This window comes from Mycoplana sp. ABR4_002, from assembly GCF_056159645.1.
This window is the reverse complement of the sequence record NZ_JBSWVO010000001.1, coordinates 1,220,555-1,247,048: the sequence shown is the minus strand read 5'-3', so window position 1 is coordinate 1,247,048 and position 26,494 is coordinate 1,220,555. Positions and strand designations below refer to the sequence as shown.

Genomic DNA, 26,494 nt, shown 5'->3' with positions numbered 1-26,494 from the left:
GATGGCCCGGTTCCTGCGCGCCTCGCCGAACGCGGTGTTCGTCCTGCTGGCAGGCTATTTCGTCCTGAACCTTCTGGTGCGGCTCGCCCTGCCGGATTCGCTGGAGCGGGACGAGGCGCAGCAGGTCCTTTTGGCGCAATGGCTGGCGGCCGGCTACGACACCCAGCCGCCGTTCTACAACTGGCTGCAGTACACGCTGATAAAGGTGACGGGACCGAGCGTCTTCGCCATCAGCCTGCTGAAGAACCTGATGCTGTTCCTCGCCTATCTCGCCTACGGTCTGGCCGCGCGCACCGTGCTGCGGGACCGCGACCTTGCGATCATCGCGACGCTGGCGCTCCTGACGATCCCGCAGCTGGCCTTCGAGGCGCAACGCGACCTCACCCACACCGTGGCCGTCGTCTTCGCCACGGCGCTGTTCTACTGCGGGCTCTTCCGCACCCTCGCCGCGCCGAGCGCCGCCAGCTACCTTGCCACCGGCATCGCCGTCGGCATCGGCCTGATTGCCAAGTACAACTTCGCGCTTCTGCCGGCGGCTGCGTTCGTCGCCGTGCTGCTCGACCGCGGCTGGCGGCAGCGGCTGTTCGACTGGCGGCTGCTGCTGACGGCCACGGCCGCCGCCGTGATCGTCGCGCCGCACGCGCTCTGGCTGTTCGACCATCTCGGCCTGGCGACGGACGGAACGATGGACAAGCTCGCCGAGAAGGGCACCGGGCTGGCCTCGCAGATCGCCGGCGGCTTCGCCTCGCTGGCGCTTGCGATCCTCGGTTTCTCGGCGCTGACCGTCATCGTCTTCGCCGCCGTGTTCCGCGGCCGGCTGTGGAAGGCACTGGCGCAGGGCAACCGCTGGACGATGCTGATCGAGCGGATGATGCTGGTGTTCGTGCTGGCGCTGGCGCTGCTGATCCTGTTTGCCGGGGCGGCGCATATCAAGGACCGCTGGCTGACGCCGCTGCTTCTGGTGCTGCCGATCTATCTCTGCCTGAAGATCGAGGCCGCCGGTGGCGACACCGGGCGCGCGTTCGGGCGGTTCCTGCCGGTGCCGCTCGCAATCATGCTGCTGGTGCCGGCGATCCTGTTCGGCCGCGTCGCCGCCGCCGGCCTTGTCGGCGACTACCAGAAGCTCAACGTGCCCTATGCCGGCTTTGCCCGCCACGTCGCGCAGACGGCACCGGCCCGGCCGGCGGCGATCCTGACCGACCGGGACACCCATCTGGCCGGGAACCTGCGCCTGCAGTTCCCGGATGTGCCGGTGCTGGCGGAAAGCTATTCCGGCTTCGCGCCGACGCTTGACTGGAGCCGCCAGTCGCCGCTGCTGCTTGTCTGGCGGCTCGAGGACGACGCGGCCGAAGGGGTTCCCGCCGGCCTGCTCTCCTATGCCGTGCGTGTGCTCGAAAATGCCGAGACGGCCATGCCCGCCGTCGACTCCGTCGCGCTGCCCTTCCACTATGGCCGCGGCGGCGACAGCTACCGCTTCGACTACGCCTGGCTCTATCCGGCAGCGCCCGGCGCCACGCCCTGACCGGCACCGGACAAAGGAAAAGGGCCCGCTACCGGTCCGGCAGCGGGCCCGCTTCGTTTCGCGCGCGCCGGTCCGGTCAGCTTCTCACTGCCTGCCAGGCGTGATCCAGGCCCTTGCGGGTGATTTCGATCATCTGGTCGATTTCGCTGCGGGTGATGACGAGCGGCGGCGAATAGAGCATGCGGTCGCCGGTGGCGCGCAGGACGAGACCGTTGCCGAGGCAGTGGTTGCGGACCTCGACACCGGCTTTCTCCTTGTCCTCGAAGCGTGCGCGGCTGGCCTTGTCCGCGGCCAGCTGGACGGCGCCCATCAAGCCGACGCACTGGGTCTGGCCCACCATCGGGTGGTCTTCCAGCGATTTCAGTCCGGCCGCGAGGTACGGGCCGACGTCGTCCCGCACGCGCTCCACGAGTTTCTCGTCCTCGATGATGCGCAGGTTCTCCAGTGCGGCGGCGGCGCAGACCGGATGGCCGGAATAGGTGAAGCCGTGGTTGAAGTCGCCGACCTCGTTGACCAGCACCTCGCCGACGCGGTCGCTGACCATCACGCCGCCGATCGGCAGGTAGCCGGAGGACAGGCCCTTGGCGATCGGCGCAAGGTCAGGTTCGACGCCGAAATACTGGTGGCCGAACCAGTGGCCGGTGCGGCCGAAGCCGCAGATGACCTCGTCGCTGACGAGCAGGATGTTCCGCGCCTTGCAGATGCGGGCGATCTCCGGCCAATAGGTCTCCGGCGGCACGATCACGCCGCCCGCGCCCTGGATCGGCTCGGCGACAAAGGCGGCGACGTTGTCCTCGCCCAGTTCGTCGATCTTCTCCTCCAACTCGCGCGCCATCTTCAGGCCGAACTCGGCCGGCGAAAGCTCGCCGCCCTCGCCGTACCAGTAGGGCTGGCCGATGTGGACGATGCCGGCGATCGGCAGATCGCCCTGCTCGTGCATCCACTTCATGCCACCGAGCGAGGCGCCGGCGACGGTCGAGCCGTGATAGCCGTTGCGGCGCGCGATCACCGCCTTCTTCGACGGCTTCCCCACGGCCGCCCAGTAGACGCGCGCCATGCGGAACCAGGTGTCGTTCGCCTCCGAGCCGGAACCGGTGAAGAACACCCGGTTGATGTTGGGACCGGCATGGGCGGTGATCTTCTGCGCCAGCAGCACCGCCGGCGGCGTCGTGGTGCCGAAGAAGGTGTTGTAGTAGGGCAGTTCGTTCATCTGCCGGACGACGGCGTCGGCGATCTCCTTGCGGCCATAGCCGATGTTGACGCACCACAGGCCGGCAAAGCCGTCGAGATACCTCTTGCCGTGGTTGTCAAAGATGTAGCAGCCCTCCCCGCGCTCGATGATGCGGGTGCCGGCCGCGTTCAGCTTCTTCATGTCCGAGAAGGGATGAAGGTGATGGGCGGCATCGAGGGCACCGAGATTGGAGACGGCGGCAGTCCTTGTCGTCATGGGGAGGCTTCCTTGGGGCTGTGAGGGTTTTCCGCCGGTTCTCCTCAAAACCGGCGAAAGATACCGCGATTGTTGAACGGCGGATCAGAATGGGCTAGGAAAATGCCGACCCGGCAGGGTTTTGGCAAGAGAGCGGCGCGAGAATCGCTTCCTGCCGGATGCCTTGGGGAACAACCCGCCTGAAGCGAAGCCAGATCATGACCAACGACATCCCGGCAGCCGGAACCGCGCCTGCCAATGCCCCGCCCCGTATCGAAATCCTGCTGGTCGGCATGAACGGCGACCTGCGCGGCAAGCAGATCCCGCTCGAGGCCGAAAAGAAGGTGTGGGACGGCAGCGTGCGGCTGCCCTCCTCCACCCAGTCGCTCGACATCTGGGGCGACGACAACGACGACATCACCGGGCTGTCGCTGTCCGTCGGCGACCCGGACGGCACGTGCATCCCCGATCCCCGCTCGCTCGCCGGCATGCCCTGGGCGCCGGCCGGGTCGAAGCAGGTGCTTGCGACGATGCACGAACTCGACGGCACGCCGAGCTTCATGTGCCCGCGGGCGATCCTGGCAGCGCTGCTGAAGCGGTTCGAGGCGCGCGGGCTGACCCCGGTCGTCGCCACCGAGCTGGAATTCTACGTGGTGCAGGACGACTGGCGCAGCACCGGCCGGCCGCGACCGCCGGAACGGCTGATGTATCGCGACCAGCCGAACGGCTTCCAGCTCTACGACATGAGCGCGGTCGACGCGCTCGACGACTACCTGCAGACGGTCCGCAGCTGGGCGCGCGCGATGGAGCTGCCGGCGGACGCCACCACGGCGGAATTCGGCCATGGCCAGTTCGAGATCAACCTCCTGCACCGGCCGGACGCGCTGGCGGCGGCCGACGACTGCGTCTACCTGAAGCGGGTGGCCGAGCAGGCCGCGCGCCGGCACGGGCTGAAGTCCACCTGCATGGCCAAGCCCTATGCCGACCAGGCCGGCTCCGGCCTGCACGTGCATGCCAGCGTCGTCGACAAGGAGGGCCGCAACATCCTCGACGCCAAGGGCGGCGAGCCGAAGGCTCTGAAATCCATCTGCGCCGGCATGCTCAGGACCATGCGCGAGGCGCAACTGATCTTCGCCCCCTTTGCCAATTCCTATCGCCGCTTCCAGCCCGGCTCGTTCGCGCCGGTCGACATCGACTGGGGCTTCGGTCATCGCGGCACGGCGATCCGCATTCCCGACAAGGACGGCCCGGCCGCGCGCGTCGAACACCGGGTCGCCGGCGCCGACGCCAACCCCTACCTGTTGCTGACGGCGATCCTCGGCGGCATCCTGCTCGGGCTGGACGAAGACCTCGATCCCGGACCGGCCACCGAGCCCGGCAAGGACCCCGTCGGCACCGGGCGGCTGACGCACGACTTCCTGACGGCGGTCGACGAATTCTCCGCCTCGCCCTTCATCGCCGACGTGTTCGGCCCGCGCTACCGGAAGCTCTATGGCGACACCAAGCGCAAGGAAGCCATCACCTACCTGCGCACGGTGTCGGATTTCGACTACCAGACCTACCTGCCGCGGATCTAGACGGCCCCGTCAGGCGGCGGCCTGCGGTTGCCTCGACGCCGCCTGACTGGCCGCGCGCGGCACCATCACCTTCAGTTCGCCGGCGTGCAGGCGCAGCGACACGTCACGCTCCATCGGCAGCAGCTCGCCGTCGATGACGCAGTTCACGGCACGGTCGATCCTTGGGAAGTGCAGGTCGACGGCACTGCCGGTCATCTCGGTGACGGCGCCGTTCTCCCGGAGCCGCCCGCGCGCGATGTCGAAGGCGAGCCTGGCCGCGCCCGTCACCTCCAGCGGCTCGGCGACGTAAAAGCCGAGGTGGCCGCCGGTCACGCTGTCGGCATACAGGAGCGGCTCGTTGCCGAAGCGGTTGTTCGAGACATTGATCGCCGACACCAGCCGATGCGCCTGGACACCGTCCAGGTTGAATTCGACATCGAACCGCGGCGGGTCCAGCAGGACGCCGACCGCGGCGCGGGCGTTCGCCAGCAGTTTCCCGGCGCGGGAGCGGAAGGTCATGGCGTTGCGCAGGCGCACCATGCGGGCGTGCATCCCCGCAGAGAACTGGTGAACGAAGGCGCGCCCGTTGGCGCTGCCGATATCGGCGTCGGCGACCACGCCGTCGGCCAGCGCCTCGGCCGCCCGCCAGATGTTGAGCGGGATGCGAAGCGAACGGGCAAACAGGTTCATCGTGCCGGCGGGTACCACGCCGAGCGTGATGCCGCTCTCCCAGGCCAGGCCGGCCGCCGCAGAGATCGTGCCGTCGCCGCCACCGGCGAGCATGGCGTCGATGTCGGTGCGGTCGGCGCAGCGGCGCAGCGCCATCTCGACGTCCGCGCCGTCGACGACGTCGCAATCGAGATGATGGCCGGCCGCGGCGAATACCGCCTCGGCGTGGCGGACATAGGCCTCGATGTCCGTCGTGCGGAAGGTACCGCCATCCCTGTTGAATATCGCCTGGATCCGCATCCTCGTTCTCCGTACCTTCGCGCCATTGCCCTCCCTTCAATGCTTTGGCCCATTAGATTGTTGCAAAGCGGCGAAATAACAGCGGCGGCGTGACACCGGGCATTTTCGCGCGGCACAACGATGCGGCACTGCAAAAAAACGATGGGATTCCCCGCAAATAGTGATACTTTTGTCGCGACCCCGCATTCGCGGGCTCATCCTATTGCTTTCCCGTGCAAGGCCGCTGGCCGGACGTTAGCCGCGCATCCCAGGAGGAGGGGCAAGCGGCGCGCGTCCCCTGTCCGCCGTGCAAGGGCCTCACAGGGAAACCACCGTGCAAGAACCGCGCGCCGTCGACGTCGCCGTCCCCTCCTCCGGACAGCTCCCCAGTTCCGCCCTCACAACGACGCTGGTGATCCTCGCCCTTGCCGTCGGCAGCTTCGGCATCGGAACCGGCGAGTTCGCGATCATGGGCCTGTTGCCGGACGTGGCGACGACCTTTCACGTCACCAATGCCGAGGCCGGCTATGTGATCAGCGCCTATGCCCTCGGCGTCGTCGTCGGCGCGCCGGTGCTGGCGGTGATCGGCGCGCGGTTCCGCCGGCGCGACCTGCTGCTGGCTTTGATGAGCGTGTTTGCCGCCGGCAACATCGCCAGCGCGCTGTCCCCGACCTTCGAGAGCTTCATCCTGATGCGCTTCCTGACGGGACTGCCGCACGGCGCCTATTTCGGCGTGGCAGCGCTCGTCGCCGCCGCGATGGTGCCGGCGAACCGGCGCACGCAGGCGGTCGGCCGGGTGATGCTCGGCCTGACGCTGGCGACGCTGATCGGCACCCCGCTCGCCGCCTTCTTCGGCCAGGTCCTCGACTGGCAGTACATGTTCGCCGCCGTCGGCGTCACCGGCCTCCTCACCGTCATCCTGATCGCCGCCTTCCTGCCGCGCGACCGCAAGGCATCCGGCATCGATGCACTGACGGAACTGGGCGCGCTGAAGCGCCGGCAGGTGTGGCTGACCCTCGGAATCGCGGCCACCGGCTTCTGCGGCATGTTCGCCGTGTTCACCTACATATCGCCGATCGTCACCGAGGTCGCCGGCCTGTCGCTGGCGATGGTGCCGGTGATCATGGCGGTGTTCGGGGCGGGCATGATCGTCGGCAACGTCTTCGGCGCCAAGCTCGCCGACCTGTCACTGATGCGCACGATCGGCTGGTCGCTGTTCGTCTACTTCCTCGTGCTCGTGACGTTGTCGCTGACCGCCCACATCCCGGCGCTTCTATTCCTCTGCTGCTTCCTGATCGGCTGCAGCTTCGTCGTCGGCCCGGCGCTGCAGACGCGGCTGATGGACGTCGCCGGCGACGCGCAGACGCTCGCGGCCGCGCTCAACCACTCCGCCTTCAACGTCGCCAACGCGCTCGGGGCGCTGCTCGGCGGCCTCGCCATCAGCCACGGCCACGGCTATGCCGCGATGGGCTTCGTCGGCGCGATCATGGCCGCGATGGGCTTCGTCGTCTTCTCGATCTCCGTGGCGCTCGACCGAAACGCTCCCCCGGCCCCGGCTGCAGCCTGCCCGGCTGAGTAGCAGGCCGCGCCCCGCGCCGCGGCCGGCTGTTCGACCGGTGGCAACGGGCAAATGAAAGGCCCCGGCGAGACGTCTCGCCGGGGCCCTGTTCGGTCGGACGGCCGGGAACGATCCTAGCCGTGCACGATCTCGCGGTGACGCTGCAGCCGCTTGCCGTAGGCCTGGCTGACGCGGTCGAAGATGATGGCGATGCCGACGATGGCCATGCCGTTGAAGATGCCGAGCGTGAAGTACTGGTTGGAAATCGCCTTCAGCACCGGCTGGCCGAGCCCCTGCACGCCGATCATCGAGGCGATGACGACCATCGCCAGCGCCATCATGATGGTCTGGTTGATGCCAGCCATGATGGTCGGCAGCGCCAACGGCATCTGCACGTTCTTCAGCTTCTGCCAGCTGGACGAGCCGAAGGCGTCGGCCGCCTCCAGCACGTCCTTGTCCACCAGCCGGATGCCGAGATTGGTCAGCCGGATCATCGGCGGGATCGCGTAGATGACGACGGCGATCAGCCCCGGCACCTTGCCGATGCCGAGCAGCATCACCACCGGGATGAGGTAGACGAAGCTCGGCATGGTCTGCATGACGTCGAGCACCGGGTTGATCAGGTTCTGCAGCCGGTCCGAGCGCGACATGGCGATGCCGATCGGAATGCCGATCGTGATCGACAGGACGGTACAGACGAAGATCATCGAGATGGTCTTCATCGTGTCTTCCCACATGTCGAGATAGCCGATCAGAAGCAGCGTGACGATGCAGCCGGCGACGATCTTCCAGTTGCGGCTGGCAATCCAGGCGACCAGCGCGATCGCCGCCAGCACGATCGGCCACGGCGTCTGCGTCATCAGGCGCTCGGACTGGATGAGGAAAAACTGCAACGGATCGAAGAAGGACTCGATCATGTCGCCATAGGCTCGGGTGAAGGCGCGGAAGCCCTCGTCGATCGCCTTCTTCAATTCGCGCAGCGAATCATCGTTCATATGCGGAAACTTGGTGAGCCAGTCCATGCCGATCCCCTTTCACGTGTTCTTGTTCCGCCGGCCGCACGCCGGCAGCCGCCGGCAAGCCGGCGGGTATTGCGGCGCGCCACGCAGTGACGCGCCGGGTACGACAAGCAGGCTCAGAGCGACGCCTTGATCTTCTCGGCGGCTTCCGGGGAGACCCACGGGGTCCAGAGGTCCTCGTTTTCCTTCAGGAAGTACTTGGCGCCGTCCTCGCCGCTTGCCTGGTTCTCCGTCATCCAGGCCATCAGCTTGTTGACGGTGGCGTTGGCCCAGGAGCGCTTGTTGAGGTAGTCCATCACTTCCGGGCCGGCGCGGTCGGCAAAGCTCTTGGTGACGAGCGTCTGGACCGTGTCCTTGGGCCAGTCGTTCTTCTTCGGGTCGGGGCAGTCCGCAACCGTGTTGCAACGCTTCCACTCGTCCGTGTCGAGCGGCACGCCGTGCTCAAGCTTGACCATTTCGTACTTGCCGAGCAGTGCCGTCGGCGCCCAGTAGTAGCCAACCCAGCCCTGCTCGCGCTCGTAGGCCTTGGCGATCGAACCGTCGAGGCCGGCGGCCGAGCCGGTGTCGACCAGGGTGAAGCCGGCGCCTTCGCCGCCGTAGGCCTTGTAGAACTGCGACGTCACGACCGTGCCGCCCCAGCCCTGCGGGCCGTTGTGGATGGCGCCCTTGCTGGAGTCCTCCGGATCCGGGAACAGTTCCGGATGCTTCAGCACGTCGTCGATGGTCTTGATGTCGGGATTGGCGTCGGCGATGTACTTGGGAATCCACCAGCCCTGCACGGCGGCGTCGGACAGTGCGGTGGCGGCGGCAATCAACTTGCCTTCGGAGAGACCGCGGTTGACGACGTCCGGCAGCAGGTCGACCCAGCCCTCGGGGGCGAGGTCCGGTTGGCCCTTCTCGATCATCGAGGTGATGGTCGGGACCGTGTCGCCGACGATCACGTCGGCGTTGCAGCCATAGCCTTCCGAGAGAATGATCTTGTCGAGGCCCGCCAGGACTTCCGCGCTCTGCCAGTTCATGCTGGCAATGGTGACGTTGCCGCACTCGGCAGACGCCGCGCTCGCCAGGCCGAACAGGCCGAAGGCAAGGCAGGTGGTTGCAAGCAGTTGTTTCATGTCGGTTCCCTCATTTTTTCGGCGGTGTCACAAACGCCCCAGATGCCCGACTGCACCGCCGCAACCGGCATCGCGATCCGAGTAGGATACAGCGCGGCCGACTCCTCAGAAAGACCGCCCGTTCCGCAGCCACGAGTTTTGCAGGAGTGGTGTCGAATGACGCTCAATAAGCGTCCGAGATTAGCTCGCTTGCGCCATTGGCGAATAATTCGGCGGCAGACAGGATTGCGGCACGGACGGCTTCACGCGCCATGCGCGAGCCGGTCCGGCCGTCGACTGGTCTGACTTTTCACGTCCCGTCAAGGGCTTACGCCTGCCGGACGATGACCCTCTCGCCAACATTGACGCGATTGTAGAGATCGATGACGTCGTGATTGAGCATGCGCACGCAGCCGCTCGACACCGCATGGCCGATCGTCTGGGGCTGGTTGGTACCGTGGATGCGGAACATGGTGTCGTTGCCGCCGCGATAGAGGTAGAGCGCGCGGGCGCCGAGCGGATTGTGCGGCCCGCCCTCGACGCCGCCGGCGTATTTCAGGTTCTTTTCCGGCTCGCGGCGGATCATGTTCGGCGTCGGCGTCCAGCTCGGCCATTCGGCCTTGCGGCCGACATAGGCGTTGCCCGCCAGCGCCAGGCCCTCGCGCCCGACGCCGATGCCGTAGCGCATGGCCCGGCCGTCGCCGAGCACGTAATAGAGCCGGCGCGCCGGGGTGTCGACGATGATCGTGCCGGGCGGCTGCTTGCCTTCATAGGCCACTTCCTGGCGGCGCAGCTCCGGCTTGATGCGATCGAGCGGCATTGCCGGCAGGGGGAAGCGGTTGTCCGGCACCGCGGCGTAGTTGGCGCGGTGATTGGGGTAGTTCGTCGTGCAGCCGGCCAGGACAGCGGTCAGGCCGAGCAGGAGGCCACGGCGGGAAAGCGACATCGTGCGGGTCCTTAAGATTCGATTGACACCGACGACCCTATGAACCTCATGGTTAATGGCGGGTTAAGCCGCACGCCCTGCCGCAGCGCTGGCATCGCCGCGACCCGGCACGGGCCGCCAGCGCCGAGGCAGTCCCGGCGGCGGCGGCGCGTGTCCCTTGTCACATGTTCGGATAGACCGGCCCCTCGCCGCCCTGCGGGGGCACCCAGTTGATGTTCTGGTTGGGGTCCTTGATGTCGCAGGTCTTGCAGTGCACGCAGTTCTGGGCGTTGATGACGAAGACGTCCTGGCCGTCCTTCTGCACCCACTCGTACACGCCGGCCGGACAGTAGCGCGTCGACGGGCCGGCGAAGACGTCGAGCTCCGAGGCCTTCTGCAGCGCCGGGTCCTTCAGCTGCAGGTGGATCGGCTGGTCCTCCTCGTGGTTGGTGTTCGACAGGAACACCGAGGACAGGCGGTCGAAGGTGAGCACGCCATCGGGCTTGGGATAGTCGATCTTCTGGTGCTTGTCCGCCGGCTCCAGGCTCGCCGCGTCGGTCTTGCCGTGCTTGAGCGTGCCGAACAGGGAGAAGCCGAGCAGCGTGTTGGTCCACATGTCGAGGCCGCCGAGCGCGACGCCGACCGCCGTGCCGAACTTCGACCACAGCGGCTTGACGTTGCGCACCTTCTTCAGGTCCTGGCCGATCGCGCTCTGGCGCCAACCGCGCTCGATCTCGAGCGGCTCGTCATGGGCGCGGCCGGCGGCGATCGCGTCGGCCAGCTTCTCGGCGGCGAGGATGCCCGACAGCACCGCGTTGTGGCTGCCCTTGATGCGCGGCACGTTGACGAAGCCGGCCGAGCAGCCGATCAGCGCGCCGCCGGGGAAGGACAGCTTCGGCACCGACTGCCAGCCGCCCTCGGTGATGGCGCGCGCACCGTAGGACAGGCGCTTGCCGCCCTCGAAGGTGCCGCGGATGGCCGGGTGGGTCTTGAAGCGCTGGAACTCCTCGAACGGGTACAGCCACGGGTTCTTGTAGTTCAGGTGGACGACGAAGCCGACGGCGACGAGGTTGTCCTCCAGGTGATAGAGGAACGAGCCGCCGCCGGTCTTCATGCCGAGCGGCCAGCCGAAGGAATGCTGGACCAGGCCCGGCTTGTGGTTCTCCGGCTTGACCTCCCACAGCTCCTTCAGGCCGATGCCGAACTTTTGCGGCTCGCGACCCTCGCTCAGGCCGAACCGGGCGATCAGCTGCTTGGCGAGCGAGCCGCGCACGCCCTCGCCGATCAGCGTGTACTTGCCGAGCAGCGCCATGCCGCGGGTGTAGTTCGGCCCCGGCTCGCCGTCGCGGCCGATGCCCATATCGCCGGTAGCGACGCCGATCACCGCGCCCTCGTCGTTGTAGAGCACCTCGCTGGCGGCAAAACCTGGATAGATCTCGACGCCGAGTTCCTCGGCCTTGGTCGCCAGCCACCGACAGACATTGCCGAGCGAGACGATGTAGTTGCCGTGGTTGTTCATCAGCGGCGGCATCAGGGCGTTCGGCAGGCGCAGCGAACCGGCCGGGCCAAGGACGAGGAAGTGATCGTCGGTCACCTCGGTCTTGAACGGATGGTCGGCGTCCTCGCGCCAGTCGGGCAGCAGCCGGTCGATGCCGATCGGGTCGACAACGGCGCCGGACAGGATATGCGCGCCGACCTCGGCCCCCTTCTCCAGAACCACCACCGACAGCTCCGGATTGACCTGCTTCAGCCGGATCGCCGCGGCAAGCCCGGCCGGGCCGGCGCCGACGATGACGACGTCGAATTCCATGCTTTCGCGTTCGGGGAGATCCATTGCCTCGCTCATGTTGTTCTTGCCTCCAGTTGCCGCCGCCCCAGCGCGACAAGCCTTCATTTGCGGCCTGTCATGACAAATGCGCAAAGTCTTGTCGAGCCGAAGCGCGACAGACAATCTCCGCATTTGCGCATATGTTCATGCCTCGGGCGTGCAGACTATTTCCTTTTACGTAAACGTCAAGAAGCAATCCGGACGCCCGCCGCGCCCCTTGCCGCCGACCGTCACCCGGCTGCAGTGACCGGTACGGCAGGAAAACCTAGCGAAAGCGCCCGCACGTTCCTGGACATTCCAGGCACCAGCCTTGACATTATCGGAGGCAGCGCCAAATGCAGGACCCGCCTTCCGCCATCGTCGGCGCTGCGAAACCCGACAACTGGAAAACGGCGACGAGCGCCGCCTGCCCGTTCCCAGGCAGTGCACGGCATTCCCATTGCCGCCGGGATGGGGTATAGCGCTGCACCGGATCCGGCGCACCCGCCGCGGCGCCGGCACGGCGTCCTGCGCTCTCCATCCTCAACTGCACCCGACAACCCCTCCAGGCGGACTTTCCGATGACGATCGCATTCGGCCTTGATTTCGGCACCACCAATTCCGTCGTCGCCTCTGCCAGCGGCGGCGCGACGCGGTCGGTCGCACTGCACACGCCCGCAGGCGAAACGGACACGCTGCGCACCGCCCTGTCCTTCCTGAAGGCTGGCGCCGAGACGCTGTCGGTCGAGGCCGGCCAGGCGGCGATCCGGCAGTTCATCGACAACCCGGGGGAAGCCCGCTTCCTGCAGTCGATCAAGACCTTCGCCGCCAGCCCGCTGTTCCAGGGGACGCTGGTCCACGCCCGCCGCTTCCAGTTCGAGGACATCATGCACGCCTTCCTCGCGCGGCTGCGCGACTATGCGGGCGAGGCCCTCCAGCCCGGCTCCGCGCGCCTCGTCATCGGCCGTCCGGTCCGGTTCGCCGGCAGCAACCCGAACGAGGCGCTGGCGAGTGCGCGCTATAACGCCGCGCTCGCCCGCCTCGGCTTCCCGCAGGTCCATCACGTCTTTGAACCGGTCGCCGCCGCCTTCTACTTCGCCCGCAATCTTGAACGCGACGCGACGGTGCTCGTCGCCGATTTCGGCGGCGGCACCACCGACTATTCGCTGATCCGTTTCGAGACCCGCGCCGGGCGGCTGACGGCGACGCCGCTCGGCCATTCGGGCGTCGGCGTCGCCGGCGACAACTTCGACTTCCGCATCATCGACAACATCGTCGCACCGGTGATCGGCAAGGGCACGCTGTTCAAGAGCTTCGACAAGCTTCTGGAGGTGCCGTCCGGCTACTACGCCAACTTCGGCCGCTGGAACCAGCTGTCGATCTTCAAGACGCTGCGCGACTTCAGCGAACTGAAGAAGCTCGTGCGCGTCAGCCTCGAGCCGGAAAAGCTCGAAGCCTTCGTCGACCTGATCGAGCACGACGAGGGCTACCCGCTCTACCAGGCCGTGTCGGCGACCAAGATGCGGCTGTCCAGCGCGGAAGAGACCGAGTTCGCCTTCACCCCGCTCGGCGAAAGGGCGAAGCGCATCGTCCGGCGCACGGAGTTCGAGGCATGGATCGCGCCGGAACTGGCGCGGATCGAGGCGGCGCTCGACGACGTGCTGGACAAGACCAACACGAACGGCGCCGACATCGACAAGGTGTTTCTGACCGGCGGCACCTCCTTCGTCCCCGCCGTCCGGCGCCTGTTCGAGCAGCGCTTCGCGGCGGACCGGATCGAAAGCGGCGGCGAGCTGTTGTCGATCGCCCACGGCCTGGCGCTGATCGGCGAGCGCGACGATATCGACGACTGGACGGCCACGCCGGCAGATGACGCGCGCGCGCAAGTCGCCTATTGAAGCTCCGGAACTCTATCGACAACGGCCCGGCCGCAGGCGGCCGGCAAGGAGGCAGGTCATGGATCTCGGCATCAGGGGAAAACGGGCGCTGGTACTGGCGTCGTCGCGCGGCTTGGGGCGGGGGATCGCCGTGGCGCTTGCCCGCGAAGGGGCTGATGTCCTGCTGTGCGGCCGCAACGCCGAGGAGCTCGCGCAAAACTGCGCGGCGATCAATGCCGAAGGCCAGGGCAAGGCCGCCTTCGTCCGCGCCGACCTGTTCGCGGCGGATGTGGTCGACACGCTGGCGACCGCGGTCGAGGACCAATTCGGCGGTCTCGACATCCTCGTCAACAATTCCGGCGGCCCGACCCCGGGCTCGACCGAGGACATGACGCCCGAAACGCTCGAGACCTATTTCAACGCCATGGTGCTGCGGCTGATCTCGCTGGCCAACCGCGTCCTGCCGCAGATGAAGGCGCAGCGCTGGGGCCGGATCCTGACGGTTGCCTCCTCCGGCGTCATCGAACCGATCCCGGGGCTGGCGCTTTCCAACACGCTGCGCCCGGCGCTCGCAGGCTGGTCGAAGACGCTGGCGAACGAGGTCGCCGAATTCGGCATCACCGCCAACCTGCTGCTGCCGGGCAGCATCCTCACCGACCGCCTCACCAGCCTTGACGCGGCCGCCGCCAGACGCAGCGGCCGGCCGGTCGCGGAGGTGAAAGCCGAATCGGAACAAGCCATTCCGGCGCGTCGCTACGGCACCGTCGAGGAGTTCGCCGCCACCGCCGCCTTCCTCTGCAGCCAGCCGGCAAGTTACGTCACCGGGAGCATCATCCGCTGCGACGGCAGCGCCGCCCGATCGGTCTGACACGCGCCGCGTGGCGGCCGGATCTCGCGCGCGGCGGGCAAGGCTTGCCGCGCGGGCGGCGGTTCCTGTATGGCTAGGACATGATCTCCGCTTCCGACCTCGACGCCGCCGAACTGGCCGCCCTGCTCGCGTTTCACGCGGATGCCGGGGTGGAGTGGCTGCTCGAGGACGCGCCGGTCGACCGCATCGCCGAGTTCGAGGCGGCGCGCGCAGCCCATGCCGCCCGGCAGGTCCGCAGCGATGGCCCGGGCCCGGCCGGCGGCGCCGCGGCCAGGGGCGGCGATGCCGCGCGCACCGCCCGGCCGGCGGCGCCCGTCCCGGCTGTCCCGGCCGTCGCCATGCCCGACGGCCAGGCCGTGGCCGAGGCCGGCCTCGTTGCGGCCGCTGCGAATTCGCTGGCCGAACTCCGGGCCGCGATGGAGGGCTTCGGCGGCTGCAATCTCAAGAACAGCGCGCGCGGCCTGGTGTTCGCCGAGGGCAATCCGCGGCCGGCGGTAATGGTGATCGGGCCGATGCCGAATGCGGACGACGACCGCGAGGGCCTGCCCTTCTGCGGCCGCCAGGGCCAGATGCTGGACCGCATGCTCGGCGGCATCGGCTTGAGCCGAGCCGAGGTGCTGCTGACCAACGTCATCCCCTGGCGCCCACCGGGCAACCGGGTGCCGTCCGGCCCCGAAAGCGACATCTGCCGCCCCTTCATCGAGCGGCAGATCGAATTGGCCGGGCCGAATCAGCTGCTGATCCTCGGCAACTTCGCCGCGCGATTCTTCTTCGGCGGCAGCCAGACGATCCACCAGTTGCGCGGCGAATGGCGGCAGGTTGCGATCGCCGGGCGCACGATTCCCGCCCTTGCCACGCTGCATCCGCAGGATCTCGCCGCCGCGCCGATCAGCAAACGCCTCGCCTGGCAGGATCTGCTTGCCTTCCGCGCAGGCCCGGCTGCAAACCCCGCCTGACGAGAAAGCCATTCGTTTCAGGACCTTGCCGGCGCCAGGGATTCGCTTGCACGCGCGCCTGCCCGAAATATGACCGAAATATTTCCGACGCCATGCAAATTGCGCATATCAGAGGGGCCTATTTTTGCATTGCAATATTTTTGCTGCGTCGCAATATAGGATGCGGGAGGACAATCAAGGATACTGAATCATGACCGCCCGCCTTCGCCCCATTCATTCGAGCTTCGAGACGCTGCGCCATGCCGGCTTGCGTCCCGCGAGTGGTTTCGGCGGCCTGCGCGCTCCGGCCAACGAGCAGTTGACGGCTTCCGGCTACGCTCGCATCAACCGCCCCGCCCACATCTTTTCGGACTTCGTCCAGCGCTGAGCGGCGCATCGGGAGCGCCGCTGCGGCGCTTCCGTCCGCCCGCGGCAAGGACAACCCGCCAGGAAGAAATGACAGCACTGCGCAAGCTCCTCTCCGACCTTCGCGACATCCGCGCCGCCGTCAACGCGGCGCGCGAATACCGGGTCCTTGCCGCGCTGCCGCGCGACGCGGTGCAACGGCGCGATCCGCTCAAGGCGTTCCTGCCGAACTGAAATCCCGACAACGGTGACAAGCCGGACAAAAAAGCAGTGACAACCCTGGAGGGGACGCATTCGCGTCCCCTTTTCCTTTGCGCCAACGGCTGTCGCAAATCACAATGCGGAGCGGCCCCGTTTGACGCCACACTCGGGCCGTCCGCCGCGTCCTGCCCGCCCTCATTTTCGGGATCCTGCCATGCTGGCAAGCCTCGCCCCCTTCTTCAGCCTGCTGCTGTCGACGCTCCTGATGATGGTGGCGTTCGGGCTGCAGAGCTATGTCATTCCGGTTCGCGCCGTGACCGAGGGCTGGTCGACGCAAACGGTCACCTGGATCGCGACCGGCTATACGCTCGGCTTTACCGCCTCCTGCATCGTCACGCCGCGCTTCATCCTTGCGGTCGGACACGTCCGCGTGTTCGTCGCCCTCATCACTCTGCTTTCGATCGCGATCCTGCTTTGTGCGCTGGTGGTCGACTGGCGCGCCTGGATGATGTTCCGCGTCATCTCCGGCTTCGCCATCGCCGGCAGCTACCTGATCATCGAAAGCTGGCTGAACGAGCGGGTGACGAACGACAACCGCGCCTCGGTGTTCTCCATCTACGTCATCACGACGATGGTGGGAAACATCGGCGGCCAGTACCTGGTGCCGCTGGGCGACCCGTCCACGACCTCGCTGTTCATCCTGTGCGCGGTGATCTTCTCGATCGCGCTGCTGCCGACCGCGCTGACGTCGTCGCCGCTGCCGGCCGCGCCGACGCAGGTCCGCTTCAACCTGGTCAAGCTCTACGGACGCTCGCCGGTCGCCGTCGTCGGCGCCTTCCTGGCCGGCGCGCTCTCGGGCGCATGGCTCAACCTCGGCGGCGTCTTCACCCAGCGGATCGGGCTGACAACGGCGCAGGGCGCGACGCTGCTCGCCGCCGTCCTGATCGGCAGCGCGCTGGCGCAGATCCCGATCGGACGCGCCTCCGACCGCATGGACCGGCGCCTCGTGATGATCGCCTGCGGGGTGATCGGCGTCGCCTGCTGCCTGGCCATGATTGTCGTCCAGGGCAGTTCGCCGATGGTCCTTTACGTCGTCGCGGCGCTCGTCGGCTCGGTGCTCTTCCCGATCTACGCGCTCAACGTGGCGCACGCGAACGACCTCGCCCAGCCGGACGAGTATGTCGAGATCTCCTCGGGCATGATGATCGTCTACGGCATGGGCACCATCTCCGGCCCGCTGATGGTGGGTCCGGTCATGGACCGCTTCGGGCCGACCGCGCTGTTTGCCGTCTTTTCCGTCTATTTCGCCCTTTACGGCGGCTATGCCGCCTGGCGCATGTTCCGCCGCGAGGCGACCGAGGGCATGGTGGGCAAGACCGACTACCAGGCAATGCCGGTGCAGCCGCTCGGGGCGGAGGCCGCGGCCGCGCTGCAGGGCGACGGCACGAGCGAGGAGGTCATGGAGGACACCACCACGCCGAGCTGGAGCAATCCGTAGCCGCGCTGCGGCCGGGTCAGCCCTGCGGCGTCATGTGGCGGCGGGCCGCCTTGCGCCGGATGCCGAGCCGGTGCTCTCGGATGATGATGAAGATTCCGGCCGAGACGACGATCGCCGTTCCGGCGAGCATGGTCAGCGTCGGCACGTCGTCGAAGAGCACATAGCCGATCACCAGGCCGAGCACGATCGAGGTGTATTCGAACGGGGCGATGGTGGAGACGTCGCCGTAGCGGTAACTCGCCGTCAGCAGCAGTTGCGCCACCCCGCCGCAGAAGCCGGCCAGCGCCAGCAGCCCCAGCGCCCTGCCGCTGATCTCGACCCAGCCGAAGGGCAGCGTCGCCAGCGAAAACACGGCGGCCGAGAGCGAGAAATAGAGCACGATCGTCGGCGTCTTCTCGGTCTGCACGAGCTTGCGTACCAGCACCATGGCGATGGCGCCGAGCGTGGCGGAGACGAGCACCGCGGCGGCGCCGGCCGCCTCCGCCGCTCCGAGCCCGCCCTGGTCGAACAGCGTCAGCCGCGGCCAGGTGATGATCGTCACGCCGCACAGGCCGACCAGAACGGCCGACCAGCGGTAGATCCCGACCGCCTCCTTCAGGAACAGCGCCGCGATCATCACGGCGATCAGCGGCATGGCATAGCCGATCGCGATCGCCTCGGGCAGCGGCAGGTGGACAAGCCCGTAGAAGCCGAAGCTCATCGAGACGATGCCGACGAAACCGCGCGCCAGATGGCCGGACAGGTTGCCGGTGCGGAAGGACGCGAGCAGTTCGCCGCGCGCGGCCAGATAGACCGCGATCGGCACCAGGGCGAAGGCGGAGCGGTAGAAGGTGATCTGGCCGGTGGCGATGTCCTTGCCGGCGGCCTTGATCAGCGTCGCCATCATGACGAAGACAATGACGGAAGAGACCTTGAGGAAAATCGCCCTCATCGGCTGCTGTTCGGCGAATTCCATCGGAAGGACAGTCTCTCTGAAGCCCCGGCGGCCGCGCGAGAAGCGCGTCGGTCGCCGGGCAAACCGGTTTGGCACGATACTAGCGCGGCCGCCGGCCAAGCGGGATCAATATTCGTGATGCGCGCGCACAGCTTTTGATGGCTCGCCGCCGGTCGCGCGCCGGCGGCGGATCAGCCTCCGTTCAGGACCTTCCAGACCTTCTGCGGCGTCGCCGGCATGTCGATGTGGTCGACGCCGCGCGCCCGGTGGAGCGCGTCGACGACAGCGTTCATGACGGCCGGACAGGCGCCGATCGTACCCGCCTCGCCCGCGCCCTTGATGCCGAGCGCATTGGTGGTCGAGGGCACGTTGCGGGTCTCGAAGCGGAAGAACGGCAGGTCGTCGGCGCGCGGCAGGCCGTAATCCATCAACGTTGCCGTCAGCAACTGGCCGTCGTCCGAATAGACGGCCTCCTCGCTCAGGCATTGGCCGATGCCCTGGACGATGCCGCCATGGACCTGGCCGAGCAGCAGAACCGGGTTCACCGTCAGGCCGAAGTCGTCGACGGCCTGGTAGCCGACGATCTCGACGCGGCCCGTGTCCGGATCGATCTCGACCTCGACGATGTGGGTGCCGTTCGGATAGGTCGCCTCGTCCTGGACGACCTCCGACACGGCGATCAGGTCATCCTCCGACTTCGCCGCCGCGGCGATGCCGGCATAGTCCAGCGCCTGGTCGGTGCCGACGACGCGCGCACCCGCCGCGACCAGCTCGATGTCCTCGATCGCCGCCTCCAGCGCGTCGCTGGCGATGCGCTTCATCTTTTCGGCCAGGCTCTCGCTGGCGGCGGCGACGGACACGCCGCCGAGCGGGATCGAGCGCGAGCCGCCGGTGCCGCCGCCCTTCTCCAGTTCCGCCGTATCGCCCTGGCGCACGGTGATGCGGTCGAAGTCGATGCCGATCTTGTCGGCGATGAACTGGCTGTAGGCGGTGGCGTGGCCCTGGCCGTTCGTCTGCGTGCCGATGAAGAGCGTGATCGTGCCGTCCGGGTTGAGCGTCAGCCTGGCAGGCTCGGAGCCGGCGAAGGCGCAGGCCTCGACATAGGTCGACATGCCGATGCCGCGCAGGCGGCCGCGTGCGGCGCTCGCCTCGGCGCGGGCCGGAAAGCCATCCCAGTCAGCCAGTTCCAGCGCCTTTCTCATGTGGCCGTCGAACTCGCCGACGTCATAGAGGCGCCCGCCCTGGGTCCGGTAGGGGAACTGCTCGGGCCGGATGAAGTTGCGGCGGCGGAACTCCGCCGGCGACAGCCCGCTCTCGCGCGCCGCCTTGTCGACCAGCCGCTCGATCACATAGGCGGCCTCCGGCCGCCCGGCGCCGCGGTAGGCGTCGACCGGGGTGGTGTTGGTGTAGTAGGCGCGGATGCGCATGTCGAGCAGCGGGATGTCGTAGACGCCGGTCGCCATCATCGCCGCCGCCGTCGGGATCAGCGGTCCGAACTGCGACAGGTAGGCGCCCATGTTCGCGGTCATGCGGACTCGCAGCGCCGTGATCCGCCCGCCCGCGTCGAGCGCGGCCGCGGCGGTAACGAGACTGTCGCGGCCGTGGGAATCGGCGAGGAAATGCTCGGCGCGGCTGCTGACCCACTTCACCGGCCGACCGAGACGACGGGCCGCCTCCAGCACCAGCGCATATTCGCGGTAGGCGAAGGCCTTCGTGCCGAAGCCGCCGCCGACCTCCGGGGTGACGACGCGGATCATCTCCGGCGACACGCGGAAGACGTGGCCCGCCAGCGAGTTGCGCAGGCTGTGTGCGCCCTGCGAACCGCTGGTCAGGGTGAAGCCGCCGCTGGCCGCGTCCCATTCGCCGATGGCCGCGCGCGGCTCCATGTAGTTGGCCACGAGCCGGTTGTTGACGAGCGAAATCTCGGTGACGCGGTCGGCTCTGGCGAAGGCGTCGTCGACCGGCTCTGGATCGCCCGTCTGGTGCTCGTAGACGAGATTGGTGCCAAGTTCCGGCCAGACCAGCGGCACGTCCTCGCCGCCTTCGAGCGCCGCGAGCGAGACGTTGGCCTCCTCCATCATCCAGTCGAGCTCGATCAGCTCGGCGGCGTCCTCGGCCTGGGCCTGTGTGTCCGCAACGACGAAGGCCACGGCGTCGCCGACATGGCGCACCCTACCGCGACAGAGGAGCGGCGCATTGCGGACCTCGTGCTCGCTGCCGTCCGGCTGCACGATCCGGGCCAGGCAGGGAATGTCGCCGAGATCGGGAATGTCGTCGGCCACGAGGACGAGGCGGACACCCGGCGCCGCACGGGCCGCCTCGACCGAGACGACGGCGAAGCTCGCGGCCGCGTACGGCGAGCGCAGCACGAAGCCGCGCAGTTCGCCCGGCCGGGTGATGTCACTGGTATAGGCGCCCTCGCCCTTGAGCAGCGGGAGATCCTCCTTGCGCAAGGCGGAAGCCCCCACTCCGAACTTCGGTGTAGCGATCGTCATGCCGGTGGTGCCCTGAAAAGTTTGCGGAAAGACGCGATTGCGGCCGTGTGTGCCGTCATGCCCCTAATGTTAGGCCAGCGCCGGCAAATGTCGAGAGCCGGTCCGCAATATTCAACCGCAGGCGGCGAAAGCGACTACGTTGGCAATGAGATGTTAAGCACGCCTGTTTAATGAAGGGCCGAGCTAAATGACCAATCCGTCCTTTCGCGCCCTGGCCAGTTGCTCTAAAACGGCACAGACTGAAGGACACGAGCAGGATAGCCCATGCGCACTGAGAGCGGCCGGATCATCCATCTGGCAGACTACCGCCCGACCGACTTCGTCCTCGAACGAGTCGACCTCACCTTCGAACTCGATCCGACCGAAACGAAATGCACGTCGCGCCTGCTGTTCCACCGCCGCGAAGGCGTGGCCGCGGACGCGCCGCTCGTCCTCGACGGCGACGATCTGAAGATGACTGGCCTGCTCTTCGACGGCATGCCGCTGGAAGCGGAGCGCTTCACCGAAGCCGACGACACGCTGACCATCGGCGGACTGCCGGAAACCGGCTCCTTCGAGATCACGGTCGAGACGGTGATCAACCCGGAGGCCAACACCCAGTTGATGGGCCTCTACCGCACCAACGGCATCTACTGCACCCAGTGCGAGGCCGAAGGCTTCCGCCGCATCACCTACTTCTACGACCGCCCCGACGTCCTCGCCGTCTACACGGTCAACATCATCGCCGACAAGGACAGCTGCCCGCTGCTGCTGTCCAACGGCAATTTCCTCGGCGGCGCCGGCTATGGCGAGGGCAAGCACTTCGCCGCCTGGTTCGATCCGCATCCCAAGCCGAGCTACCTCTTCGCGCTGGTCGCCGGCGATCTCGGCGTGGTCGAGGACACGTTCACGACGATGTCGGGCCGCGAGGTGGCGCTGAAGATCTACGTCGAGCGCGGCAAGGAGGCGCGCGCCGCCTACGCGATGGACGCGCTCAGGCGCTCGATGCGGTGGGACGAGCAGGTGTTCGGCCGCGAGTACGACCTCGACATCTTCATGATCGTCGCCGTCTCCGACTTTAACATGGGGGCGATGGAGAACAAGGGACTGAACGTCTTCAACGACAAGTACGTGCTGGCCGACCCGGAAACGGCGACCGATGCCGACTACGCCAACATCGAGGCGATCATCGCGCACGAGTACTTCCACAACTGGACCGGCAACCGCATCACCTGCCGCGACTGGTTCCAGCTGTGCCTGAAGGAAGGCCTGACGGTCTATCGCGACCACGAGTTTTCCGCCGACCAGCGCTCGCGCGCCGTCAAGCGCGTCGCCGAGGTGCGGCACCTGAAGTCCGAGCAGTTCCCGGAGGACGCCGGCCCCCTCGCCCATCCCGTGCGGCCGACGAAGTACCGCGAAATCAACAACTTCTACACCACCACGGTCTACGAAAAGGGGGCCGAGGTGACGCGCATGATCGCGACCATCCTAGGCCGCGACCTGTTCAAGAAGGGCATGGACCTCTATTTCGAGCGTCACGACGGCCAGGCGGTGACGATCGAGGACTTCGTCGCCTGCTTCCAGGACGCGAGCGGGCGCGACCTCTCCCGGTTCTCGCTCTGGTACCACCAGGCCGGCACGCCGCTCGTCACCGTGTCCAGCGCCTTCGACCAGGCCAAGGGCACCTTCACGCTGTCGCTCGAGCAGATGATCCCGCCGACGCCGGGGCAGGCGCTCAAGGAGCCGGTGCACATCCCGCTGCGCTTCGGGCTGCTGCTTGCGGACGGGACCGAGGCGACGGTCAAAGGGGTGGACGGCGCGGACGTCACCGGCGACGTCCTGCACCTGACCGAGCGCAAGCAGACCGTGACCTTCTTTGGCATCCCGTCGCGGCCGGTCGTTACCCTCAACCGCGACTTCTCGGCACCGATCAACCTGCATTTCGAGCAGGACGCCAAGGACCTCGCCCACATCGCCCGCCACGACACCGACCTGTTCGCGCGCTGGCAGGCGCTGACCGACATCGCCCTGCCGGCCCTGGTCGCGGCGGCCCGCGCCCCCCGCGGCGGCACCGTCGCGGTCAACCCGCTGCTGGCCGAGGCGCTGGTGGCGATCGCCGGCGACGAAACCCTCGAGCCGGCCTTCCGCGCGCAGATCCTCGCCCTGCCGAGCGAGGCCGACATCGCGCGCGAACTTGGCAGCAACAACGACCCCGAGGCGATCCGCGCCGGCCGCGAGGCCGTGCTCGCCTTTGTCGCCCATGAAGGGGCCCCGCTCTTTGCCGCGCTCTACGACCGGCACCACAAGGGCGGAGACTTCCAGCCGGACGCGGCAAGCGCCGGCCACCGGGCGCTGCGCAACGCGGCGCTGGGCTATCTTGCCGTCGCCGAGGGACGGCCGGACCGCGCGGCCCGGGCCTTTGCCGGCGCCGACAACATGACCGACCTCAGCGCGGCCCTGACCGTTCTGGCCCACCGCTTCCCCGATGCCGCGGAGACCGAGGGGGCCCTCGAAGCGTTCAGGTCGCGGTTTGCCGAAAACGCACTGGTGCTCGACAAGTGGTTCGCGATCCAGGCCACGGTTCCCGGCGAACAGGCGCTGACCCGCGTGCAGCGCCTCATGGAGAGCCCGCACTTCAACCGCGGCAACCCCAACCGTGTCCGTGCCCTGGTCGGGACCTTCGCCTTCTCCAATCCGACCGGTTTCAACCGCCACGACGGGGAAGGATACCGCTTTCTCGCCCAGCAGATCCTCGAGATCGACCCGAAGAACCCGCAGCTCGCCGCCCGGATCCTGACCGCGATGCGCTCCTGGCGCTCGCTGGAGAGCGTGCGGGCCGAGCATGCGCTCAATGCCCTGCGGCGGATCGCGGCGGGCGAGAAGCTGTCGCCGGACGTATCCGACATCGTCGAGCGGATGATGAACGGCTGACGTCGAACGACACTAACCTCCGGCAGCCGGCAGCGCCGCCGGACTACGATTTCCCACCGATGAAATCTGGTTAAGAAATCGTTACCTTTTCCTCTGGACAAGGCGAATCGCGAATGATTCATTAGCTTAGATTCGGACGAGCGGTTTTCCGAATCAGCCAGATGAAACAGGGTATTGGATATGGCGGACGCGCAGCGGGGAAGCGCAGCCGGGGGGCGGACTCGCCCCCGATTTCAGGGGGTGGCGTCCTGGAACGAGGACCTGGCGGGGCACGCCCGGATCTTCGCCGGTCCGGCGAACCTGCGCCTGACCCGCGCCGAGCCGATCCTCAAGCGCTCCATCCCGTTCCTCATCATTGCCTTCCTGGTCGTTGTCGGCATTTCCCGGCTGACCGGGCTGTTCCTCGAACATCAGCGCATGGATGCGGGCGTGCGCGACAACACGGTGATGCTGGCCGCGGCCGTGGACGCGCTGTTCTCGGCGGACGGCGGCGCGCTGCTGGCGCAGGGCCGACGCGACCCGGTCGAGCGCAGGCTGGCGGACCGTCTGCCGCAGGACCGCCTGCCGGACGGCGCGCTCGTCCTCTTCGTCGAGGGCAAGGGGCGTGTGTTTGCCAGTTCGCTGTCCGGCGCCGTCTATGTCGGCATGACGGTGGCGCGGATCGCGCCCGACGTCGCCGCCGCGCGCTATTTCGGCGATCCCGCCGGCCTGATGCGCGCCGAAGTCGGCGGCGTCGAACACTATGCCTCCATCGTCGAGGTCGGCAGCGCCGGGAGCTACGTGCTGGTGGCCGGCTCGGTCGGGCATGTCGACCAGCAGTGGCGCAGCGAGCTGTCGCTGAACGTCACGCTGTTCACCGGGATTTCCGCCATCCTCGGCATCATCCTTTACGCCTATTTCCTGCAGGCCAAGCGCGCGCGCGACGCCGACGCCATCTTCGCGGAGTCGAACCTGCGGGTGGAGACAGCGCTGGCGCGCGGACGCTGCGGCCTCTGGGACTTCGACCTGTCCGGCCGTCGCCTGTTCTGGTCGCGCTCCATGTACGAGATGCTCGGCATGACGCCGCGGGACAGCTACATGTCCTTCGGCGACGCGGCGCGGCTGATGCATCCCGACGACGACGGCATCTACCAGGTCGCGCGCTCGGTCGCCCGCGGCGAGGCACGCCAGGTCGACCAGGTGTTCCGCATGCGCCACGCCGACGGCCACTATGTCTGGCTGCGGGCCCGCGCGCAGCTGATCCGCATGTCCTCGGGCCGCACCCACATGATCGGCATCGCCATGGACGTGACCGAGCAGCACCGGCTGGCGCAGCGCTACCAGGAGGCCGACCAGCGGCTGGCGGTCGCCATCGAGTGCACCTCGGAGACCTTCGTGCTCTGGGACAAGGACGACCGGCTGGTGATGTGCAACGCCCACTACCAGCAGGCCTACGGCCTGCCGGACGCGGTGCTCGTGCCGGGCACGGAGCGGCTCGTCGTGCTCGCGGCCGCGGCGCGGCCGGTGATCGCGCGGCGGGTGGCCGACAACTGCGGCAGCAACGGCGCCCAGACCACCGAGGTGCAGCTGGCCGACGAGCGCTGGCTGCAGGTGAACGAGCGGCGCACCCGCGACGGCGGCCTCGTCTCGGTCGGCACCGACATCACCATGATCAAGCGCCACCAGGCGCGGCTGCGCGAATCCGAGCGCCGGCTGGTCGCCACGATCGGCGATCTCTCCGCCTCGCGCGCCAAGCTGGAGCGGCAGACATCGGAACTGTCGGTCGCCAACGCCAACTACCAGGCCGAGAAGGAGCGCGCGGAGGCGGCGAACCGGGCGAAATCCGAATTCCTCGCCAACATGTCGCACGAGCTGCGCACGCCGCTGAACGCCATCCTCGGTTTTTCCGACATCCTGCAGAACCAGATGTTCGGCCCGCTCGGCTCGGACAAGTACGACGAATACGCCCGCGACATCCACGAAAGCGGCCAGCATCTGCTCAACGTCATCACCGACATCCTCGACATGTCCAAGATCGAGGCCGGCCACATGCGCATCAGTTGCGACGCCATCGACCTCGCACCGCTGATCGAGGAAACCTTGCGCCTGACCGCCGTGCAGGCGGAGCGGAAGAACATCCGGGTCGACCAGAAGGTGTCTTCGGGCCTGTCGCTCGTCGCCGACCGCCGGGCGATGAAACAGATCCTGCTCAACCTCCTCTCCAACGCGATGAAGTTCACCGACAATGGCGGAAAGGTGCATGTGCGCGCCAACAAGCGCGCCGGGGCCGTCACGCTGACCATCGCCGACAGCGGCATCGGCATTCCCAGGTCGGCGCTCATCAAGATCGGCCAGCCGTTCGAGCAGGTGCAGAGCCAGTACGCCAAGAGCAAGGGCGGCTCCGGCCTTGGCCTTGCCATCTCGCGGTCGCTGACCCGACTGCACGGCGGCAGCATGCGGATCTGCTCGGTCGAGGGCAAGGGCACCGTCATCTCGGTGCGCATCCCGGACGTAGAACGGGCGCCGGCGCGGGCCCGGGCCTGACCTGTGCTGATCCGCCCGCTGCGAGTTGCCGC

Annotated in this window: 19 protein-coding genes; 11 read left to right on the top strand and 8 right to left on the bottom strand. The window is 67.6% G+C overall.

Annotated features, from left to right (window positions below; genetic code table 11):
* The first annotated feature begins 1 nt into the window (after position 1).
* Complete coding sequence (locus ACXAGF_RS05930) at positions 2 to 1,522, top strand: ArnT family glycosyltransferase (RefSeq protein ID WP_475015228.1); 1,521 nt, start codon at positions 2 to 4, stop codon at positions 1,520 to 1,522.
* A gap of 76 nt (positions 1,523 to 1,598) precedes the next feature.
* On the opposite strand, the gene ACXAGF_RS05925 is transcribed toward ACXAGF_RS05930, so the two are convergent.
* The gene (locus ACXAGF_RS05925) at positions 1,599 to 2,969 is read right to left on the bottom strand and encodes an aspartate aminotransferase family protein (protein ID WP_475015226.1); all 1,371 of its coding nucleotides are present in this window, start codon (positions 2,967 to 2,969) and stop codon (positions 1,599 to 1,601) included.
* Between the two features lie 197 nt (positions 2,970 to 3,166).
* Between ACXAGF_RS05925 and ACXAGF_RS05920 the strand changes: the two genes are divergently transcribed.
* Positions 3,167 to 4,525 (top strand): glutamine synthetase family protein, encoded by a 1,359-nt coding sequence (locus tag ACXAGF_RS05920; protein WP_475015224.1) that lies wholly within the window; start codon positions 3,167 to 3,169, stop codon positions 4,523 to 4,525.
* 9 nt (positions 4,526 to 4,534) lie between these two features.
* Here the strand turns inward: ACXAGF_RS05920 and ACXAGF_RS05915 are convergent, their stop codons facing one another.
* Entirely contained in the window at positions 4,535 to 5,473 is a 939-nt protein-coding gene (locus ACXAGF_RS05915) for a diacylglycerol/lipid kinase family protein (protein WP_475015222.1), read from the bottom strand.
* 313 nt (positions 5,474 to 5,786) lie between these two features.
* Here ACXAGF_RS05915 and ACXAGF_RS05910 point away from each other — a divergent pair, with 313 nt between their 5' ends.
* A complete protein-coding gene (locus ACXAGF_RS05910; RefSeq protein WP_475015220.1) occupies positions 5,787 to 7,031 on the top strand; it encodes an MFS transporter in 1,245 nt (414 codons plus the stop codon).
* Between the two features lie 113 nt (positions 7,032 to 7,144).
* On the opposite strand, the gene ACXAGF_RS05905 is transcribed toward ACXAGF_RS05910, so the two are convergent.
* The 4 genes from ACXAGF_RS05905 to ACXAGF_RS05890 all read right to left on the bottom strand — a co-directional run bounded on the left by ACXAGF_RS05905 (position 7,145) and on the right by ACXAGF_RS05890 (position 11,894).
* Positions 7,145 to 8,032 (bottom strand): ABC transporter permease, encoded by an 888-nt coding sequence (locus ACXAGF_RS05905; protein WP_475015218.1) that lies wholly within the window; start codon positions 8,030 to 8,032, stop codon positions 7,145 to 7,147.
* 113 nt (positions 8,033 to 8,145) lie between these two features.
* The gene (locus tag ACXAGF_RS05900) at positions 8,146 to 9,144 is read right to left on the bottom strand and encodes an ABC transporter substrate-binding protein (RefSeq protein WP_475015216.1); all 999 of its coding nucleotides are present in this window, start codon (positions 9,142 to 9,144) and stop codon (positions 8,146 to 8,148) included.
* A gap of 307 nt (positions 9,145 to 9,451) precedes the next feature.
* On the bottom strand, positions 9,452 to 10,069 hold the full coding sequence (locus tag ACXAGF_RS05895; RefSeq protein WP_475015215.1) for a L,D-transpeptidase: 618 nt from the start codon (positions 10,067 to 10,069) through the stop codon (positions 9,452 to 9,454).
* A 160-nt stretch (positions 10,070 to 10,229) separates the two neighbouring features.
* Positions 10,230 to 11,894, bottom strand: coding sequence for an electron transfer flavoprotein-ubiquinone oxidoreductase (locus ACXAGF_RS05890; protein ID WP_475015214.1), 1,665 nt, complete (start codon positions 11,892 to 11,894; stop codon positions 10,230 to 10,232).
* A gap of 542 nt (positions 11,895 to 12,436) precedes the next feature.
* Here ACXAGF_RS05890 and ACXAGF_RS05885 point away from each other — a divergent pair.
* The 6 genes from ACXAGF_RS05885 (at position 12,437) to ACXAGF_RS05860 (ending at position 17,600) form a co-directional block, all read left to right on the top strand.
* Positions 12,437 to 13,753: an Hsp70 family protein gene (locus tag ACXAGF_RS05885; protein ID WP_475015212.1), complete on the top strand. Its 1,317-nt coding sequence runs from the start codon at positions 12,437 to 12,439 to the stop codon at positions 13,751 to 13,753.
* A gap of 58 nt (positions 13,754 to 13,811) precedes the next feature.
* A complete protein-coding gene (locus tag ACXAGF_RS05880) occupies positions 13,812 to 14,600 on the top strand; it encodes an SDR family oxidoreductase (protein WP_475015210.1) in 789 nt (262 codons plus the stop codon).
* An 80-nt stretch (positions 14,601 to 14,680) separates the two neighbouring features.
* Positions 14,681 to 15,556 (top strand): uracil-DNA glycosylase, encoded by an 876-nt coding sequence (locus tag ACXAGF_RS05875; RefSeq protein ID WP_475015208.1) that lies wholly within the window; start codon positions 14,681 to 14,683, stop codon positions 15,554 to 15,556.
* 190 nt (positions 15,557 to 15,746) lie between these two features.
* Positions 15,747 to 15,923: a hypothetical protein gene (locus ACXAGF_RS05870; RefSeq protein WP_475015205.1), complete on the top strand. Its 177-nt coding sequence runs from the start codon at positions 15,747 to 15,749 to the stop codon at positions 15,921 to 15,923.
* A 68-nt stretch (positions 15,924 to 15,991) separates the two neighbouring features.
* Positions 15,992 to 16,135, top strand: coding sequence for a hypothetical protein (locus ACXAGF_RS05865; protein ID WP_475015203.1), 144 nt, complete (start codon positions 15,992 to 15,994; stop codon positions 16,133 to 16,135).
* Positions 16,136 to 16,316: 181 nt separating this feature from the next.
* Positions 16,317 to 17,600, top strand: coding sequence for an MFS transporter (locus ACXAGF_RS05860; protein WP_475015201.1), 1,284 nt, complete (start codon positions 16,317 to 16,319; stop codon positions 17,598 to 17,600).
* A 16-nt stretch (positions 17,601 to 17,616) separates the two neighbouring features.
* Here the strand turns inward: ACXAGF_RS05860 and ACXAGF_RS05855 are convergent, their stop codons facing one another.
* A complete protein-coding gene (locus ACXAGF_RS05855) occupies positions 17,617 to 18,555 on the bottom strand; it encodes a DMT family transporter (RefSeq protein WP_475015199.1) in 939 nt (312 codons plus the stop codon).
* 170 nt (positions 18,556 to 18,725) lie between these two features.
* Positions 18,726 to 21,029 (bottom strand): xanthine dehydrogenase family protein molybdopterin-binding subunit, encoded by a 2,304-nt coding sequence (locus ACXAGF_RS05850; RefSeq protein ID WP_475015197.1) that lies wholly within the window; start codon positions 21,027 to 21,029, stop codon positions 18,726 to 18,728.
* A gap of 264 nt (positions 21,030 to 21,293) precedes the next feature.
* Here ACXAGF_RS05850 and pepN point away from each other — a divergent pair, with 264 nt between their 5' ends.
* Together pepN and ACXAGF_RS05840 are read left to right on the top strand one after the other, a co-directional pair.
* Entirely contained in the window at positions 21,294 to 23,939 is a 2,646-nt protein-coding gene (pepN, locus tag ACXAGF_RS05845) for an aminopeptidase N (RefSeq protein ID WP_475015196.1), read from the top strand.
* Positions 23,940 to 24,119: 180 nt separating this feature from the next.
* Entirely contained in the window at positions 24,120 to 26,462 is a 2,343-nt protein-coding gene (locus tag ACXAGF_RS05840; RefSeq protein WP_475015194.1) for a PAS domain-containing sensor histidine kinase, read from the top strand.
* The last annotated feature ends 32 nt before the right edge of the window (positions 26,463 to 26,494 follow it).

Bases quoted from the DNA above. Each gene is read 5' to 3' on its own strand.
- ACXAGF_RS05930 (WP_475015228.1), top strand. From the start codon at position 2: ATGGCCCGGTTCCTGCGCGCCTCGCCGAACGCGGTGTTCGTCCTGCTG.
- ACXAGF_RS05925 (WP_475015226.1), bottom strand. From the start codon at position 2,969: ATGACGACAAGGACTGCCGCCGTCTCCAATCTCGGTGCCCTCGATGCC.
- ACXAGF_RS05920 (WP_475015224.1), top strand. From the start codon at position 3,167: ATGACCAACGACATCCCGGCAGCCGGAACCGCGCCTGCCAATGCCCCG.
- ACXAGF_RS05915 (WP_475015222.1), bottom strand. From the start codon at position 5,473: ATGCGGATCCAGGCGATATTCAACAGGGATGGCGGTACCTTCCGCACG.
- ACXAGF_RS05905 (WP_475015218.1), bottom strand. From the start codon at position 8,032: ATGGACTGGCTCACCAAGTTTCCGCATATGAACGATGATTCGCTGCGC.
- ACXAGF_RS05900 (WP_475015216.1), bottom strand. From the start codon at position 9,144: ATGAAACAACTGCTTGCAACCACCTGCCTTGCCTTCGGCCTGTTCGGC.
- ACXAGF_RS05895 (WP_475015215.1), bottom strand. From the start codon at position 10,069: ATGTCGCTTTCCCGCCGTGGCCTCCTGCTCGGCCTGACCGCTGTCCTG.
- ACXAGF_RS05890 (WP_475015214.1), bottom strand. From the start codon at position 11,894: ATGAGCGAGGCAATGGATCTCCCCGAACGCGAAAGCATGGAATTCGAC.
- ACXAGF_RS05885 (WP_475015212.1), top strand. From the start codon at position 12,437: ATGACGATCGCATTCGGCCTTGATTTCGGCACCACCAATTCCGTCGTC.
- ACXAGF_RS05880 (WP_475015210.1), top strand. From the start codon at position 13,812: ATGGATCTCGGCATCAGGGGAAAACGGGCGCTGGTACTGGCGTCGTCG.
- ACXAGF_RS05875 (WP_475015208.1), top strand. From the start codon at position 14,681: ATGATCTCCGCTTCCGACCTCGACGCCGCCGAACTGGCCGCCCTGCTC.
- ACXAGF_RS05870 (WP_475015205.1), top strand. From the start codon at position 15,747: ATGACCGCCCGCCTTCGCCCCATTCATTCGAGCTTCGAGACGCTGCGC.
- ACXAGF_RS05865 (WP_475015203.1), top strand. From the start codon at position 15,992: ATGACAGCACTGCGCAAGCTCCTCTCCGACCTTCGCGACATCCGCGCC.
- ACXAGF_RS05860 (WP_475015201.1), top strand. From the start codon at position 16,317: ATGCTGGCAAGCCTCGCCCCCTTCTTCAGCCTGCTGCTGTCGACGCTC.
- ACXAGF_RS05855 (WP_475015199.1), bottom strand. From the start codon at position 18,555: ATGGAATTCGCCGAACAGCAGCCGATGAGGGCGATTTTCCTCAAGGTC.
- ACXAGF_RS05850 (WP_475015197.1), bottom strand. From the start codon at position 21,029: ATGACGATCGCTACACCGAAGTTCGGAGTGGGGGCTTCCGCCTTGCGC.
- pepN (WP_475015196.1), top strand. From the start codon at position 21,294: ATGCGCACTGAGAGCGGCCGGATCATCCATCTGGCAGACTACCGCCCG.
- ACXAGF_RS05840 (WP_475015194.1), top strand. From the start codon at position 24,120: ATGGCGGACGCGCAGCGGGGAAGCGCAGCCGGGGGGCGGACTCGCCCC.